Here is a 16206-nt window from a genome sequence, read left to right as displayed (position 1 = left end):
ACGGGGGTCCTTCTTCAGTCCCGGAGCCGGTCGAGCTGCGCGGTGGTGACCGCCTCCAGCTCACGGCGCGCGTCCTCCGGGGTGTCGGCGACGGCCGCGACCGCGACGGTGAAGACCCCGGCCGAGCACCACGCGAAGGCCGCCGGGCCGGCCATCCGGTGCTCGGGTGCCGGGTCGTCCTGGGCGAGCAGCACACAGCCCTCCGGCAGCCCGTTCGGCGAGCGGTTCAGCAGGCCGCCGTAGTGCTCGGCGTCGTTGCGGGCCAAGTCCGCGGCGTAGCTGACCGCACCGGAGGGATCGGCGAACTGGTCGAGGAAGACGCTGGTCAGCTCCTCCTCCGACCGCCAGAACCGCTCCCAGCCGCGGGTGTACCCGTAGTCGGCGAGCACCTCCTGCTCACGCTGCGCGTCCTCCCCGTAGCGGGCGACGTCGTCGATCGTCTTCTCCCCCGCCGGCGGTTCCAGCTCGTCGTCGGGCACCCGCGGCAGCCCGGACGGGACGTCGTCGACCAGCAGCTCCTCCAGCTCGGCCGGGGTGTCCGGGGTCGCTGCCGTCGCGGCCTGCGGCGCCGGCGCGGCGTCCGTGGCGGTGCAGCCGCTGCACACCGGGGCGGCCAGCAGCAGCGCTGCGGCCGTGACGTCCCGCAGCAGCCGCCGCGAGGTCATCCGGCGCCCGGCGCAGCGCCGTCGGGCGCGCCGGCCGGCGTGCTGCCCGGCGCCCGTCCGGACAGGGCGCTGGCCACCAGCCGGTCCACCAGCTCCGGGTAGCCGACCCCGGAGGCGGCCCACATCCGCGGGAACATCGAGATCGGGGTGAAGCCCGGCATCGTGTTGACCTCGTTGACGACCCACCGGTCGGCACCGGTCGCCGGGTCGGTGGTCAGGAAGAAGTCGACCCGGGCCAGGCCGGCGCAGTCCAGCGCCAGGTACGCCCGGCGGGACATCGCCTGCACCGCCTGGACCTGCTCGGGGGTGAGTTCGGCCGGCACGTCGAACTCGACGGCGTCCTCGAGGTACTTGGCGTCGAAGTCGTACCAGTCGGTGCCCGGCCGCAGCCGGATCTCCGCCGGCAGGCTGGCGTCGGGCAGCCCGGCGCCGGGCGCGGCGAGCACCCCGCACTCGATCTCCCGGCCGGGCACCGCGGCCTCGACCACGACCTTCGGGTCGACGGCGGCCGCCGTCGCGACGGCGGCGGGGAACTGCGCCCAGTCGGTGACCTTGGTGATGCCGATGCTGGAGCCGGCGCGGGAGGGCTTGACGAACACCGGGAGCCCGAGCCGGGCCCGCGCCGCGTCGTCCAGCAGCGCCGGGTCGGCGCGGAGCGCACCCGAGGCGTCGCGCAGCACCACGTGGTCACCCTGCGGGATGCCCGCCGCGGTGAGCAGCTTCTTGGTGAACTCCTTGTCCATCGACGCGGCGCTGGCGAAGACCCCGGAGCCGACGTAGGGCAGCCCGGACATCTCCAGCAGGCCCTGGATGGTGCCGTCCTCGCCGTAGGCGCCGTGCAGCACCGGGAAGACGACGTCGACCTCGGTGAGCCGGCCGATCGCCTGCCCGGCGTCGAGCACCGCCAGCCCCCGGCCGGCCGGGTCGCCCACGAGCGACACCGCGGTGCCGTCGGCGACCTCGGGGAGCCGCCCGTCCTCGATGGCCAGGGCCTTGCCGTCGTGCAGCAGCCAGCGGCCGTCCCGGGTGATGCCCACCGGCACCACCTCGTACCGCTCCGGGTCCAGCGCGGCGAGCACGCTCCCGGCCGACACGCAGGAGATCGCGTGCTCCGCGCTCCGCCCGCCGAAGACGACAGCGACCCTGGTCCTACGCGCCTTCCCGGTCATCGCCGCCGACCCTAGCCGAGGGTCCCGAGCGCGGATGTCAGGTCGGCCACCAGGTCGGCGGTGTCCTCGATGCCGCAGGAGAAGCGCACGAACCCGGCCGGGACGGCGTCCCCGCCCCACTGCGCCCGCCGGTCGACCGTGGTGTGGATGCCCCCGAAGCTGGTCGCGGCCGCGACCAGCCGGCTGCTGCGCACGAGCTGCGCGACGGCGGCCTCGTCGGCGAGCTCGGCGGAGACCACGCCGTTGGGCCGCAGCATCTGCTTCGTCGCCAGGGCGTAGGAGGGGTCCTGCGGCCGCCAGGGCCACCGGACGCCGTTGACCGCCGGGTGCCCGGCCAGCAGCTCCGACAGCGCGGCAGCGTTGGCGGCCTGCCGGGCCAGCCGCAGGTCCAGCGTGCCCATCGACCGGTGCGCCAGCCAGGCCTCGAAGACCCCGGGGGTGTTGCCGGTGGTCTTGCGCCAGGCGGCCATCCGGGCGTGCAGCTCCCGGCCGCGCTCGGTGCGGGCCGTGCTGACGTGCCCGAGCAGCACGTCGCTGTGCCCGGTCAGGGCCTTGGTGTCCGACCCCACGGTCACGTCGGCACCCAGCGCCAGCGGGCGCTGCCCGATCGGGGAGGCCGTGGTGTTGTCCACGACCAGCAGCGCGCCCGCGGCCTGGGTGGCCCGGGCGACGGCGGCGATGTCGCAGACGTCGAGCTGCGGGTTGCTGGGGGTCTCCAGCAGCACCATCCGGGCACCGTCGAGGTCCCCGCGGGCGGCGACGTCCTCGATCTCCAGGGTGGGCACCAGCTGCACCTCGACGCCGAAGCGGGCCAGCTCGTCGCGGGCGAGCACCCGGGTGGCGTAGTAGCCGTCCGACGGCAGCACGACCCGGTCGCCGGGGGCGACGAGCGCGAGGACGGCGGAGCTGATCGCCGCCATGCCGGTGGCGAAGGACAGGCAGTCGCCGCCGTCCAGCTCGCCGACGGCCCGTTCGAACACCCGCAGCGTGGGGTTGTCCGGGCGGGCGTAGCCGTCGGCGCCCTGCCAGCCGGGGACCTCCTCCCCGAGGTGGTACGGCGCGGCGAAGACCGGCGACGGACGGAGCGGGGTGCCCGGCACCGCCGGGTCGTCACCGGCGTGGACCAGCCGGGTGCCGTCGCCGAGGTCGGCGGGCAGGTCAGGGGTGGTCACGAACGGTCCTCCACGGGTGTGCGGCGGCGCCCCGGGAGCTACTCCGGCTTGGCCTCTCGGGACATCATCTCGCGCACCATCTGCGCGGCGGACTCGCCCTCGTGGCAGACCCGGACCACCGCCTCGGTGATCGGCACGTCGACGCCGTGCGCGCGGGCCAGGTCCAGCACCGAGCGGCAGCTCTTCACGCCCTCCGCGGTCTGCCGGGTGATCTGCTCGACCTCGGCCACCGACATGCCCTGGCCGAGGTGCTCCCCGAAGGTGCGGTTGCGCGACAGCGGCGAGGAGCAGGTGGCGACCAGGTCACCGAGCCCGGCCAGCCCGGCGAAGGTGGTCACGTCGGCGCCGAGCGCGATGCCCAGCCGGGCGGTCTCGGCCAGACCGCGGGTGATCAGCGAGGCACGGGTGTTGTCCCCGAAGCCGAGGCCGGCGGCGACGCCGCAGGCCAGCGCGATGACGTTCTTGACCGCGCCGCCCAGCTCGCAGCCGACCAGGTCGGGGTTGGTGTACGGCCGGAAGTAGCGGGTGTGGCAGGCCGCCTGCAGCGCCGCGGCCCGGTCGTCGTCGGAGCAGGCGATGACCGTGGCCGAGGGCTGTTCCTCGGCGATCTCCCGGGCCAGGTTGGGCCCGGACAGCGCCGCCACCCGGTCGGCGCCGGCGCCGGTGACCTCACGGATCACCTCGCTCATCCGCTTGGTGGTGCCGAGCTCGACGCCCTTCATCAGCGACAGCAGCGAGGAGTCGGGGGGCAGCAGCGGCGCCCAGTCGGTGAGGTTGGCCCGCAGCGTCTGGCTGGGCACGGCCAGCACCACGACGTCGGCACCGTCGAGGGCCTCGGCGGCGTCGCCGGTGGCGCGCACCGCGTCGGGCAGCCGCACACCGGGCAGGTAGTCGGCGTTCTCCCGGCTGGCGGTGATCGTCGCGACCAGCTCGGGACGGCGGGCGTGCAGGCTCACCGAGCACCCCGCGTCGGCGAGCACCTTGGCGAAGGTGGTGCCCCAGGAGCCGGCGCCCAGCACCGCGGCGCGGGTCACGCGGCCGCCCCGGGCAGGCGGTGGGGAGACCCCGGGCGGCCGGTCGCCCGGCCCGAGGGCGCGGTGGCCGCGCGCGGCGACAGTCGCTCGGGCACCGTGCCCCCTTCCGTCTCGTGGCCCGCCGGCGCTGCACCGACGACCCGGCCCATGATCGTGCCCTCCGGCCCGGACCGGCCGGCACCCGCCCCCGGGTGTCGGCCGGCGTCCGCCTCAGCCCAGGCCGGGGGCCCGGTGGGTGAACCGCCCGCCGACCAGGGTGGCCAGCACCTCGGTCGCCCGCAGACCGTCGGCGCCGTCGCGGGCGAGCACCGCCGCGGGCGGCTCGGCCACCACCACCAGGTCCGCGACGTCCCCGACCCGGACCGCGCGCCGCCCCCCGCTGGCGGCGGCCAGCGCGGTGTCCAGCTCCAGGTGCTGCTCGGGGTGCCAGGCCGGGCGGTCGTCCAGCGACCGGTGGACGGCGCTGGCGATGCCGTCCCAGGGGTCCAGCGGCGCGACCGGCGCGTCGGAGCCCAGCACGACCTCGGCGCCGGCGTCGACCAGCGCCCGGTAGGGGAACGCCCGCGCCGTCGCGGTGGCCCAGTGCTGGTCGGCGGCGTCCCGGTCGTCGAGGGCGTGCCGGGGCTGCACGCTGGCGACCACGCCGAGCTCGGCGAAGCGCGGCAGGTCGGCGTCGTGCACCTGCTGGGCGTGCTCGATCCGGCCGGTGCAGCCGGCGGCGGCGAAGCCGTCCAGCGCCACCCCCGCGGCCCGGTCGCCGATGGCGTGCACGGCCAGGTCCAGCCCGGCCGCGCTCGCCCGGCGCAGCAGCCGCTCCAGCTCCTCCGGCGGGGTGCGCAGCACCCCGTGGGCGTCCGCCTCCGCCACCCCGGGGTACGGGTCGTGGCAGAAGGCGGTGCGGGTGCCGAGGGACCCGTCCACGAAGACCTTCAGCGGGCCCATCCGCACCCGGTCGGCGGCGACCGGGTCGGCCACCCCGGGCAGCGGGTCGCCGCTGCGCAGCCCGGCGGCGATCGCCTCCTCGAGCCGGTCGACCCAGACCCCGGCCCGCACGCGCAGCGCGGGACCGCCCTCCCGCAGCCCGGCCCGCCGGGACCAGGAGGCGATCAGGTCGCCGTACTCGAGGTCGACGACGGCGGTCAGCCCGCGGGCCGCGGCCGCGACGGTGGCGTCCAGCACCCACCCGTCCAGGACGGCGGGGTCGACCCGCGCGGCCCGGGCCACGACGTCCATCGCCTCCTGCTCCAGCACCAGCCCGGACGGGCTGCTGAGCCCGAACCGCCGGGTGGCGGCGGTGTTGGCCCAGGTGGTGTGCAGGTCGCCGCTGGCCAGGACGACGCTGGTGTCCGGCGGCACCACCCCGGCCAGCGCCTCGTCCAGGACGGCGGCGGTGGCCGGCTCGGCCCACAGGGCGTCCCGGAAGCCGTGCCCCATCACCACCGCGGCCGGCGCGGGCGGTGCGGCCCGCAGCGCGGCGGCCATCAGCGCCGCGGCCTCCCGCGCCGAGCACGCCGCGGAGACGTCGACCCGCCGCCGCGCGGCCGCCCACTGCTCCAGGTGGGTGTGCGCGTCCTGCAGCCCGGGCAGCAGGACCGCGCCGGCCAGGTCGACCACCTGCAGCGGCTGGGGCAGCCGGTCGAGCCCGGGGGCCCCGCCGGACAGGTTGTCGGCGATCGCCTGCACCCGCCCGTCGGCGAGCAGCACGTCCCGGGTCCGGCCGCCCAGCCGGGCGGACCGCAGCAGCACCGCGGTCACCGGGCGGCCCCGCCGGCGCGGACCTGGGCGGCCCGCTGCGCCCGGAACACCTCGGCCGGCCAGGCCGAGATGCCACCGAGCCGGACCACCGCGGCGGTGCCGTCGTCGGCCCAGCGGTACTCCACCGTCTCGCCGGCCGAGCCGAACCCGGCGACGGTCTCCAGGCGCAGGGTGTCCGGGCCCTCGACCGTGAGCTCCAGGTGCTCCTCGGCCGGGTCCGGGGCGCTGGGGTGCAGCAGCACCAGCCGGCCGCCGAGCAGCGCGACGTCCGTGGCCCCCCACAGGTTGACGAAGCGGCCGGCGTAGCGGGCCAGCTCGGCCGCCGGCGGCTGCGGCACGTCGGCGGGTGCGGCCAGCGCGAGGTCGAGCAGGCCGAACAGGCCGCGGGCCAGCGCGTCGGCCGGCCCGTCGACGGCGTTGGTCAGCACGCTGACCACGACCTGGGCCTCCGGGTCGATCCAGGTGCGGGTGATGTGTCCCGGGAAGCCGCCGCTGTGCCCGACCAGCCGCCGCTCGCCCTGCGTCCGCAGGTCCAGCCCCAGGCCGTAGTGCCGGGGCGGCGCGGCGTGCGCGCGGATCTCGGACTCCGGCCGGCGCATCAGCCGCTTGGTGTCGTCCCGCAGCAGGCGGGGGTCGCCGGTGGTCAGCGCCGCACCGAAGGCGGTCAGGTCCCGGGCGGTGGACCAGAAGCCGGTCGCCGCGGCCATCGCCCGGGTGTCCACCGCCGGGATGGTCAGCCGGGTGTCCTCGCCGTCCAGCAGGCCGGTGTGCCCGGTGGCGTGCTCGCCGGCCCGGCCGGGCTCCCACTCCGGGCCGGTGTCGGCCAGCCCGAGGGGGTCGACCACCGCCTGCTGCACGTGCGCGGCGTAGGGGCGGCCGGTGACCGCCTCGATCGCCAGCCCGAGCAGCGAGTAGCCGATGTTGGAGTACTTGAAGTGCTCGTTGCGCTCCAGCACCGCGCCCTCCTCGACCGCGATGCGGAGCAACAGCTCGGCGTCCGGGAACGGCTGCCCGAGCTGCCAGTGGTCGTTGTCCCGGCCGTCCCGGATGACGCCGCCCTGGTGCCCGAGCAGTTCGCGGACGGTGACCGCGGCCACCGCCGACCCCTGCAGCGCCGGCACCCACTGGCCGATCGGGTCGTCCAGCCGCAGCCGCCCGGCCTCGACCAGCTGCAGCACCGCGGTGGCGGTGAAGGTCTTGGAGTGCGAGGCGATCCGGAACAGGTGGCCGGGGGTGAGCGGCGCCCCGCTGTCCAGGTCGGCCACGCCCAGGGCCGTGTCGAGCACCAGCTGCCCACCGACCCGGACGGCGGCCTGCACGCCCGGCACCCGGAGCCGGCGGCGCTGGTGCTCCAGCCACGACTCCAGGTAGCCGGCCGCTGCGGCGGCGACCTCGGCGGTGCGCTCGGGGGTGGTGCTCATCGCGGCGGGCTCCTCGGGGGCCGGCGGACTGTGGTGTGGGGAGCACATCACCCCGCCCCGGCACGGCAGCAGCGGGCCCCCGGCGCCGGGCTGCCGGACCCGGCCGCGCACCCCACCCGGCCCCGGTGTGCTGAGCTTGCCGGGTGCAGCGGTGGTCGGTCGTCGTCCCGGCGAAGCGGCTCGACGTGGCCAAGACCCGGCTGGCGCCGCTGACCGCGACGCTGTCCGGGGGCGCCCCGGCGGCACACCGGGAACTCGTGCTGGCCCTGCTGGGCGACACCGTCGCCGCCGCGCTGGCCAGCCCCGCCGTCGGGCTGGTGCTGGTGGTCACCGACGACCCGCGGGCCGCCGCCGTGGTCACCGGCCTGGGTGCCCGGACGGTCGGCGACGGGCCCGGCCGGGGCCTGAACGCCGCCCTGGAGCACGGTGCCCGGGTCGCCCGGGCCGACGGCGCCGGTCCGCTGGCCGCGCTGAACTCCGACCTGCCGGCGCTGCGGTCCGATGAGCTGGCCGAGGCGCTGGCCGAGGCGGCCGGCCGGCCGCGCAGCTTCGTCGCAGACACCGCCGGCACCGGGACGACGCTGCTGGCCGTGCCCGCCGGCGAGCTGGACCCGCGCTTCGGCCCCGGGTCGGCCGCCGCCCACGCGGCCGCCGGAGCGGTCTCGCTGACCGGGCGGTGGCCTGGGCTCCGCCAGGACGTCGACACCCCCGCCGACCTGGCGGTCGCCCGCCGGCTGGGCGTCGGACCCCAGACGACGGGGTTCCTGTCGTCCACCGTCGGGTGAGGCAGGATCGACCCGTGCCCGCTGCCTCTCCGCCGCTGCCCGCCGACCGTTTCCTGAACCGGGAGCTGTCCTGGCTGGACTTCAACTCGCGGGTCCTCGAGCTGGCCGAGGACGACGACCTGCCGCTGCTGGAGCGGGTCAAGTTCCTGTCGATCTTCGCCAGCAACCTCGACGAGTTCTTCATGGTCCGCATCGCCGGGCTGAAGCGCCGGCAGAGCACCGGCCTGACCGTGCGCTCCCCCGACGGCCTGACCATCCGCGAGCAGCTGGCCCGGGTCACCGAGCGCACCCAGGACCTGGTCCACCGGCACGCCAGCGTGTTCGACAAGGACGTGGCGCCGCGGCTGGCCGAGCAGGGCATCCGGATCGTCCACTGGTCCGACCTCGGCGAGCCCGACGCGATGCGGCTGCGGGAGTACTTCCGGGACCAGGTCTTCCCGGTGCTCACGCCGCTCGCGGTCGACCCCGCACACCCGTTCCCCTACATCAGCGGCCTCTCGCTGAACCTCGCGGTCTCGGTGCGCGACCCGGACACCGGTGCCCCGCGGTTCGCCCGGGTGAAGGTGCCGAACAACGTGCCGCGCTTCATCCCGATCGGGACCAGCACGAAGAGCACGGACGCCGAGGCGGTGTTCCTGCCGCTGGAGGACCTGATCGCGGCGCACCTCACCGCGCTGTTCCCCGGGCTGGACGTGCTCGACCACCACCTGTTCCGGGTCACCCGCAACGCCGACCTGGAGGTCGAGGAGGACCGCGACGAGGACCTGCTGCAGGCCCTGGAGCGCGAGCTGGCCCGGCGCCGGTTCGGCCCGGCGGTGCGGCTGGAGGTCACCGAGACGATGGACCCGCAGATCCTCGACGTCCTGGTGCACGAGCTGGAGATCAGCCCGGCCGACGTCGTCTCGGTGCCCGGGCTGCTCGACCTCGGCTCGCTGATGGCGCTGTACGACCTGGACCGCCCCGAGCTCAAGGACGAGCCGTTCGTGCCGGCGACCCACCCCCGGCTCAGCGAGGGCGAGACCCCCAAGAGCGTCTTCGCCACCCTCCGCGAGGGCGACGTGCTGGTGCACCACCCCTACGACTCCTTCGCCACCAGCGTGCAGCGGTTCATCGAGCAGGCCGCGGCCGACCCGGACGTGCTGGCGATCAAGCAGACGCTCTACCGGACCTCCGGTGACTCCCCGATCGTCTCGGCGCTGATCGAGGCGGCGCAGGCGGGCAAGCAGGTCGTCGTCCTGGTCGAGATCAAGGCCCGGTTCGACGAGGAGGCCAACATCAGCTGGGCCCGCTCGCTGGAGCGCGCCGGCTGCCACGTCGTCTACGGGCTGGTCGGCCTGAAGACGCACTGCAAGACCGCGCTCGTCGTCCGGATGGAGCACGGGGTGATCCGCCGCTACTGCCACATCGGCACCGGCAACTACAACCCCAAGACCGCCCGGATCTACGAGGACCTCGGCATCCTCACCGCCGACCCGCGGGTGGGTGCCGACCTCACCGACCTGTTCAACACCCTCACCGGCTACTCGAGGCAGACGACCTACCGCTCGCTCATGGTCGCCCCGCACGGCATCCGCACCGGCCTGGTGGAGAAGATCCGCCGCGAGGCCCGGCACGCCGCGGAGGGCAAGCCGGCGGGCATCCGGATCAAGGTGAACTCGCTGGTCGACGAGCAGATCATCGACGCGCTGTACGAGGCGTCGCTGGCCGGCGTGCCGGTGGAGCTGGTCATCCGGGGCATCTGCGCACTGCGTCCGGGGGTGCCCGGGCTCAGCGAGAACATCCGGGTGCGCTCGATCGTCGGCCGGTTCCTGGAGCACTCCCGGGTCGTGAACTTCGCCAACGACGGTTCACCGGAGTGGTGGCTGGGCAGCGCAGACCTGATGCACCGCAACCTGGACCGGCGGGTGGAGGTCCTGCTGCGGGTCAACGACCCGGTGGCCGCCCGCCAGCTGAAGCGCATGTTCGACGAGGCGATGGCCCCGGACGTGCGCAGCTGGCAGCTGGCCGGCGACGCCACCTGGACCCGCACCGGCGAGCGCGACAACCAGAAGGAGCTGCTGGCGCTGCGGGGTGAGAACGCTGGCTGACGACGACCGGCTGATCCCCGCCGCCGGGGGCGTGGTCTGGCGCACCGGGGACGACGGCACGGTCGAGACCGCGGTGGTGCACCGGCCCAAGTACGACGACTGGTCGCTGCCCAAGGGCAAGCTGGACGCCGGTGAGCACCCGCTGGTCGCCGCCGTCCGGGAGGTCGGCGAGGAGACCGGCCTGCAGGTCGCCGTCGGCCGGCGCAGCGTGCAGACCCGGTACGCGCACCGCCAGGGGCCCAAGCGCGTCGACTACTGGGTGATGCAGGCCGTCGGCGGGGCCTTCGCCCCCAACGACGAGGTCGACGAGCTGCGCTGGCTGCCGGTGCCCGCGGCCGTCGAGCTGGTCAGCCACAGCCACGACCGGGCGGTGCTGGAGGACCTCACCCGCGCCGATGTGCCCCGGGCACCCCGGGTGCTGCTGGTGCGGCACGCCTCGGCGGGCGACCGGTCGGACTGGGACGGCCCGGACGACACCCGTCCGCTGGACCGCCGGGGGCGCGCACAGGCCGCGAGGCTGGCCGCCGTCCTGCCGGTCTTCGCGCCGTCCCGGCTGCTGGCCGCCCCACCGGTGCGCTGCGGGCAGTCCCTCGACCCGCTGGCCCGTGAGCTGGGGCTCCCCGTCGGGCCGGCACCCGAGCTGGGCGAGGAGGGCTTCGACGCCGACCCGCAGGCCGGGATCGAGCTGGTGACCCGGCTGCTGGCCGACGGCGACGCCGACGGCCCGGTGGTCGTCTGCAGCCAGGGCGGCGCCATCCCCGCGGTGCTGCTCGCCCTGGGGGTGCGCTGGCACGACACCGCCGGGGCGCTGTGGCCGCCGTCGGCCAAGGGCAGCGTGTGGGCGCTCGGCGGCCGCCCCGGTGCCCTCGTCGCCGACTACTACCGCGACTTCGAGAAGGACCCCGCCGCCCCGGCCGGCGCGCTGACGCCCAGCACCGCCGGCCGGAGCTGACCCGGCCCCGCGCTACGCGGGGAGGGCCGGCAGGGAGCGCGGGAGCCAGGCCGGGCGGGCCGCCTCGAAGGCGGTGATGTCGTCGAGGTGCCGCTCGGTGAGGCCCACGTCGTCGAGCCCCTCGAGCAGCCGCCAGCGGGTGTAGTCGTCGATCTCGAACGGCACCGTGGCCGAGCCGTAGGTGACCTGCTTGGCGTGCAGGTCCACGGTCACCGGGGTGGCCGGGTCCGCCTCGATCGCGGCCCACAGCGCCTCGACGTCCGGCTGGGCCATCAGCACGGTGAGCAGCCCCGACTTGGTCGAGTTGTTCTTGAAGATGTCGGCGAACCGGGAGCTGATCACCACCCGGAAGCCACCGTCGAGCAGCGCCCACACCGCGTGCTCGCGGGAGGAACCGGTGCCGAAGTCCGGACCGGCGACCAGGATCGAGGCGTCGGCGTACTGCGGCCGGTTGAGCACGAAGTCCGGCTCGTTCGTGCGCCAGGCGACGAACAGGCCGTCCTCGAACCCGGTGCGGGTGATCCGCTTGAGGTACTCGGCCGGGATGATCTGGTCGGTGTCGACGTTGCTGCGCCGCAGCGGGGCGGCGCTGCCGGTGTGCGTGGTGAAGGCGTCCATCGGGCTCAGACTCCGATCGGGGTGGCGTCGGGCAGGTCGGCGGGGGCGGTGAGCCGGCCGGTGAGCGCGGTCGCCGCGGCGACGGCCGGGGAGACCAGGTGGGTGCGCCCGCCCTTGCCCTGCCGGCCCTGGAAGTTGCGGTTGCTGGTGGACGCCGAGCGCTCGCCCGGCTTCAGCTGGTCGGGGTTCATGCCCAGGCACATCGAGCAGCCCGCGCCCCGCCACTCGGCGCCGGCGTCCATGAAGACCTGGTCCAGCCCCTCGGCCTCGGCCTGCAGCTTCACCTGCACGGAACCGGGGACGACGAGCATCCGGGTGTTCGCGTCCACGTGCTTGCCCTTGAGCAGCGCGGCGGCGACCCGGAGGTCCTCGATCCGGCCGTTGGTGCACGACCCCAGGAAGACGGTGTCGACGTCGATCTCGCGCAGCGGGGTGCCGGCGGTCAGCCCCATGTAGGCCAGCGCCGACTCGGCGGCCCGGCGCTCGTTCTCGTCGGCGATCGTGGCCGGGTCGGGCACGGCGGCGTCGATCGGCAGGCCCTGACCCGGGTTCGTCCCCCAGGTGACGTAGGGGGTCAGCGAGGCGGCGTCGATGCGCACCTCGTGGTCGAAGACGGCGTCCTCGTCGGTGGTGAGCGTCGACCAGTGCGCCACGGCGGCGTCCCAGTCCGCACCCTGCGGGGCGTGCGGGCGGCCGGCCAGGAAGTCGAACGTCGTCTGGTCGGGGGCGATGAGCCCGGCCCGGGCGCCGGCCTCGATCGACATGTTGCAGATCGTCATCCGGGCCTCCATGGACAGCGCCCGGATCGCGCTGCCCCGGTACTCGATGACGTGCCCCTGGCCGCCACCGGTGCCGATCTGGGCGATGACCGCCAGGATGACGTCCTTCGCCGAGACACCCGGGGGCAGCTCGCCGTCGACGGTGACCGCCATCTGCTTGGCCGGCAGCTGCGGCAGCGTCTGGGTGGCCAGCACGTGCTCGACCTCGCTGGTGCCGATGCCGAAGGCCAGCGCGCCGAAGGCGCCGTGCGTGGAGGTGTGGCTGTCGCCGCACACGATGGTCATCCCCGGCTGGGTGAGCCCCAGCTGCGGGCCGATGACGTGGACGATCCCCTGGTCCCGGTCGCCCATCGGGGCGAGCCGGATGCCGAACTCGGCGGCGTTGCGCCGCAGCGCGTCGACCTGCGCCCGGGAGATCGGGTCGGCGATCGGGGACAGGATGTCCAGCGTCGGGACGTTGTGGTCCTCGGTGGCCATCGTGAGGTCCGGCCGGCGCACGGTGCGCCCGGCGGCCCGCAGCCCGTCGAACGCCTGCGGGCTGGTCACCTCGTGCACGAGGTGGAGGTCGATGTAGAGGAGGTCGGGCTCCCCCGCCGTCCGCCGGACGACGTGCTGCTCGTACACCTTCTGCGCCAGGGTCCTGCCCACGGGGTCCTCCTCGTTGCCATCTCACATGTTGGGATGCGAGTATTGCTGCGTGGGACAGCCTAACCCCGTCGCGGTCCTGGACAAAGCCGTGGCCATCCTCCGTGCCGTCTCGGCCGAACCGGCCAGCCTCGCCGAGCTGGTGGTGCGCACCGAGCTGCCCCGGGCGACCGCGCACCGGCTGGCCACCGCCCTGGAGGCGCACCGCCTGCTGCGCCGCACCGACACCGGCGCCTGGGCCCCCGGCCCGGCGCTCGCCGAGCTCGGGCGGGGCGGCGTCGACCTCGGCGACCTGGCCGGCCGGCACCTCGCCGTGCTGCGCGACAGCACCGGCGAGAGCGCCCAGTTCTACGTCCGCGACGGCGGCAGCCGGGTGTGCATCGCCGTCGCCGAGCGCGCCAGCGGGCTCCGCGACACCGTGCCCCTGGGCGCGCGGCTCCCCCTGACCGCCGGCTCGGCGGCGCACGTCCTCCTGGCCTTCTCCCCCGCCGAGGAGGTCACCGCCCTGCTGCCGGCGGCCAGCTTCACCGCCCGCACCCTGCTCGACGTCCGCCGCCGCGGCTGGGCGCACAGCGTCGCCGAGCGGGAGGCCGGGGTCGCCTCGCTGTCCGCCCCGGTGCGCGACGGGGCCGGCGGGGTGCTGGGCGCCGTCTCGATCTCCGGGCCGGTCGAGCGGCTGGGTCGCCGCCCCAGCGCCGAGGTCGTCTCCGCCGTCCTGGACGCCGCGATCGCCATCTCCCGCGCGTCGCGCTGACCTCTTCCCACGCAGCGGGACGGACGCACGACGGCCCGCAGCGGCATCTGCGCTGCGGGCCGTCGTCGGCTGCCGGGCTACCGGCCGGCGGTGTCCGCCCCGCCGGTCGGGTCCTCGACGGCCTCGCCGTCCTCCACGACCACCGGCCGCAGCCGGGTCCAGGCGACGAAGACCAGGGCGAAGACCAGCATGCCGAGGCCGGCCCACAGGTTGGCGTTCACGTCGCCGGTCTTGGCCGCCTCGGCCTCGCCGTAGTCGACGATGCCCAGGACGATCAGGACGACGCCGTAGAGGCCGATCAGGCCGGCGATGACGACCCGGACGTCGTAGGCGCCCGCGGTGTGCCGGCCGCCGGAGGCCGGCTGCCCGCCCGCGTCCTGCCCGTCGTGTGCGGTGCTCATGAGGGTGTCCTCTCTCCAGTGCCGGGCCGGGTCAGCGGAAGACCACGTTCAGGATGACCACCATCACCAGCGCGATGCCGGCCAGCTTGGTCGGCGACTGGTACCAGGGCAGGCGGTGCGCGTCGGGGTCGGTGCGCACCTCCTTCGGCGTCTCGGAGTAGACCAGCCCGGCGAGCTCGGCGACCGGCTTGGGCCGGGTCACCAGGCTGACCGCCACGCTGACGACGATGTCGAGGACGAAGGCCGTGGAGGCGGCGACGAAGCTGGCACCCTGGCCGCTGATCGGGAGGACGCCGACGGAGAGCCCGCCCAGGTTGTCCTCGCTCAGCACCGCGACGAGCACCGCCCCCAGCGTCCCGGAGACCAGACCGGCCCACCCCGCGGTGGGGGTCATCCGCTTCCAGAACATGCCGAGGATGAAGGTGGCGAACAGCGGCGCGTTGAAGAAGCCGAACAGCGTCTGCAGGTAGTCCATCAGGTTGCTGTAGCCCGAGGCGATGATCGCGGTGAAGATCGCGATCACGGTGGCCAGCACCGTCGCGACCCGGCCGACGCCCAGGTAGTAGCCGTCGGACCGGTCCTTCTTCACGTACTGCTGCCACAGGTCGTAGCTGAAGACGGTGTTGAAGGCGGAGATGTTCGCGGCCATGCCGGCCATGAACGACGCCAGCAGGCCGGCGATCGCCACGCCCAGCAGACCGTTGGGCAGCACGTCGCGGATCAGCAGCAGGATCGAGTCGTTGTAGTCGAAGGACCCCTCGGTCGCCTTCGCCTCGGCGACCTCCGAGACGAGCACCGAGGCGATCATCCCGGGGACGATCACGATGAACGGGATGAACATCTTCGGGAACGACCCGATGATCGGGGTGCTCCGCGCCGCGGACATGTTCTTGGTGGCCATCGCCCGCTGGACTTCGACGAAGTTCGTCGTCCAGTAGCCGAAGGAGAGCACGAAGCCCAGCCCGAAGACGATGCCGATGACCGACAGCACCGGGTTGTCGATGCTGGACAGGTCCGAGCCCGGCCAGGAGCTGAGGTCGTTCTCGTACCCGGCCTCGCGGATCGAGTCGATCAGCCCGCCGACGCCGCCCACCCGGTGCAGGCCGATCAGCGTCAGCGGCAGGAGCGCCGCGACGATGACGAAGAACTGCAGCACCTCGTTGTAGATGGCCGCCGAGAGACCACCGAGGGTGATGTAGCTGAGCACCACCGCGGCGGCCACGATCAGCGAGACCCACAACGGCCAGCCCAGCAGCGCGTTCACGATGGTGGCGAGCAGGAACAGGTTGATGCCGGCGATGAGCACCTGGGCCACCGCGAAGCTGATCGCGTTGACCAGGTGGGCGCCGGTGCCGAAGCGCCGGCGCATGAACTCCGGCACGGAGCGGACCTTCGAGCCGTAGTAGAAGGGCATCATCACGATGCCCAGGAACAGCATCGCCGGGACGGCGCCGATCCAGAAGTAGTGGAACGTGGCCATGCCGTACTGGGCACCGTTGGCCGACATGCCGATGATCTCGACCGCACCGAGGTTGGCCGAGATGAACGCCAGACCGGTCACCCACGCGGGCAGCGACCGGCCGGACAGGAAGAAGTCGAGGCTGTCGGACACCCGGCGACGGGCGGCGAAGCCGATGAGCAGGACGACGGCGAAGTAGGCGGCGACGAGCGTGTAGTCGACGATGTTCGCGTCGAGCCGCAGGGAGTCGTCCGCTGCGAGGACCACCGGGGGTTCCCTCCAGGTTCGGTGAGATCGGGCCCCAGCCACGGACGACCGGGACCCCTGCCTGCATCTCAGGGCGGCACGGTGGTGCGGCGCGGTGATCAGCTTCGCGAAGCTAACACCGGCCGGACGACTCGGCACTTCGTTGGTCACCGCAACGGGGGACTCTGTGACCACCGCCATGCCGGGGTCTGCGGGAGCACGGGACCCCCGGGCGCGGGAGCCCCTGGAGACGACGAGAGCCCC

At 74.7% G+C, this 16206-nt stretch carries 14 protein-coding genes; 4 read left to right on the top strand and 10 right to left on the bottom strand.

Going from position 1 to position 16206, the window contains the following annotated elements; genetic code table 11:
* Positions 1 to 14: 14 nt before the first annotated feature.
* From FB380_RS12205 to FB380_RS12180, 6 genes are all read right to left on the bottom strand, one after another.
* The gene (locus FB380_RS12205) at positions 15 to 665 is read right to left on the bottom strand and encodes a hypothetical protein (RefSeq protein WP_166755274.1); all 651 of its coding nucleotides are present in this window, start codon (positions 663 to 665) and stop codon (positions 15 to 17) included.
* Positions 662 to 1834, bottom strand: coding sequence for a D-alanine--D-alanine ligase family protein (locus FB380_RS12200; protein ID WP_166755273.1), 1173 nt, complete (start codon positions 1832 to 1834; stop codon positions 662 to 664). The genes FB380_RS12205 and FB380_RS12200 overlap by 4 nt, the downstream gene beginning before the upstream one ends.
* An 11-nt stretch (positions 1835 to 1845) precedes the next feature.
* On the bottom strand, positions 1846 to 3006 hold the full coding sequence (locus tag FB380_RS12195) for a cystathionine gamma-lyase (RefSeq protein WP_166755272.1): 1161 nt from the start codon (positions 3004 to 3006) through the stop codon (positions 1846 to 1848).
* A 38-nt stretch (positions 3007 to 3044) separates the two neighbouring features.
* Positions 3045 to 4040, bottom strand: a complete 996-nt coding sequence (locus FB380_RS12190; RefSeq protein ID WP_166755271.1) for an NAD(P)H-dependent glycerol-3-phosphate dehydrogenase — start codon at positions 4038 to 4040, stop codon at positions 3045 to 3047.
* Positions 4041 to 4250: 210 nt separating this feature from the next.
* On the bottom strand, positions 4251 to 5786 hold the full coding sequence (locus FB380_RS12185) for an amidohydrolase (RefSeq protein WP_229682087.1): 1536 nt from the start codon (positions 5784 to 5786) through the stop codon (positions 4251 to 4253).
* Between the two features lie 5 nt (positions 5787 to 5791).
* A complete protein-coding gene (locus FB380_RS12180) occupies positions 5792 to 7216 on the bottom strand; it encodes a serine hydrolase domain-containing protein (RefSeq protein WP_166755269.1) in 1425 nt (474 codons plus the stop codon).
* A gap of 143 nt (positions 7217 to 7359) precedes the next feature.
* Between FB380_RS12180 and cofC the strand changes: the two genes are divergently transcribed.
* Genes cofC through FB380_RS12165 form a run of 3 tightly spaced genes read left to right on the top strand, consistent with a single transcriptional unit; the run spans position 7360 to position 11040 of the window.
* Positions 7360 to 8001: a 2-phospho-L-lactate guanylyltransferase gene (gene cofC / locus FB380_RS12175; protein ID WP_166755268.1), complete on the top strand. Its 642-nt coding sequence runs from the start codon at positions 7360 to 7362 to the stop codon at positions 7999 to 8001.
* Positions 8002 to 8015: 14 nt separating this feature from the next.
* Positions 8016 to 10088, top strand: a complete 2073-nt coding sequence (locus FB380_RS12170; RefSeq protein WP_166755267.1) for an RNA degradosome polyphosphate kinase — start codon at positions 8016 to 8018, stop codon at positions 10086 to 10088.
* A complete protein-coding gene (locus FB380_RS12165) occupies positions 10072 to 11040 on the top strand; it encodes an NUDIX hydrolase (protein ID WP_166755266.1) in 969 nt (322 codons plus the stop codon). The genes FB380_RS12170 and FB380_RS12165 overlap by 17 nt, the downstream gene beginning before the upstream one ends.
* 12 nt (positions 11041 to 11052) lie before the next feature.
* Here FB380_RS12165 and leuD read toward each other — a convergent pair whose 3' ends face one another.
* On the bottom strand, positions 11053 to 11658 hold the full coding sequence (leuD, locus tag FB380_RS12160) for a 3-isopropylmalate dehydratase small subunit (RefSeq protein WP_166755265.1): 606 nt from the start codon (positions 11656 to 11658) through the stop codon (positions 11053 to 11055).
* Positions 11659 to 11663: 5 nt separating this feature from the next.
* Positions 11664 to 13085 (bottom strand): 3-isopropylmalate dehydratase large subunit, encoded by a 1422-nt coding sequence (gene leuC / locus FB380_RS12155; RefSeq protein ID WP_166755264.1) that lies wholly within the window; start codon positions 13083 to 13085, stop codon positions 11664 to 11666.
* Between the two features lie 25 nt (positions 13086 to 13110).
* Between leuC and FB380_RS12150 the strand changes: the two genes are divergently transcribed.
* Positions 13111 to 13836 carry an IclR family transcriptional regulator gene (locus tag FB380_RS12150; protein ID WP_166755263.1) on the top strand — a complete coding sequence of 242 codons (726 nt, stop codon included), beginning with the start codon at positions 13111 to 13113 and terminating at the stop codon, positions 13834 to 13836.
* Between the two features lie 77 nt (positions 13837 to 13913).
* Here the strand turns inward: FB380_RS12150 and FB380_RS12145 are convergent, their stop codons facing one another.
* Positions 13914 to 14237, bottom strand: a complete 324-nt coding sequence (locus FB380_RS12145) for a hypothetical protein (RefSeq protein ID WP_166755262.1) — start codon at positions 14235 to 14237, stop codon at positions 13914 to 13916.
* Positions 14238 to 14268: 31 nt separating this feature from the next.
* Positions 14269 to 15963, bottom strand: a complete 1695-nt coding sequence (locus tag FB380_RS12140) for a sodium:solute symporter family protein (protein WP_166755261.1) — start codon at positions 15961 to 15963, stop codon at positions 14269 to 14271.
* Positions 15964 to 16206: the final 243 nt, after the last annotated feature.

Origin of the sequence: Modestobacter marinus (assembly GCF_011758655.1) — a bacterium.
Taxonomy (GTDB): Bacteria; Actinomycetota; Actinomycetes; order Mycobacteriales; family Geodermatophilaceae; genus Modestobacter; species Modestobacter marinus.
The sequence above is the reverse complement of the archived record's forward strand: the minus strand, read 5'-3'. Positions and strand labels throughout refer to the sequence as shown.

Coding starts and splice junctions, on each gene's coding strand:
- FB380_RS12200 (WP_166755273.1), bottom strand. CDS start 1,834: ATGACCGGGAAGGCGCGTAGGACCAGGGTCGCTGTCGTCTTCGGCGGG.
- FB380_RS12145 (WP_166755262.1), bottom strand. CDS start 14,237: ATGAGCACCGCACACGACGGGCAGGACGCGGGCGGGCAGCCGGCCTCC.
- FB380_RS12150 (WP_166755263.1), top strand. CDS start 13,111: ATGTTGGGATGCGAGTATTGCTGCGTGGGACAGCCTAACCCCGTCGCG.
- FB380_RS12205 (WP_166755274.1), bottom strand. CDS start 665: ATGACCTCGCGGCGGCTGCTGCGGGACGTCACGGCCGCAGCGCTGCTG.
- leuD (WP_166755265.1), bottom strand. CDS start 11,658: ATGGACGCCTTCACCACGCACACCGGCAGCGCCGCCCCGCTGCGGCGC.
- FB380_RS12180 (WP_166755269.1), bottom strand. CDS start 7,216: ATGAGCACCACCCCCGAGCGCACCGCCGAGGTCGCCGCCGCAGCGGCC.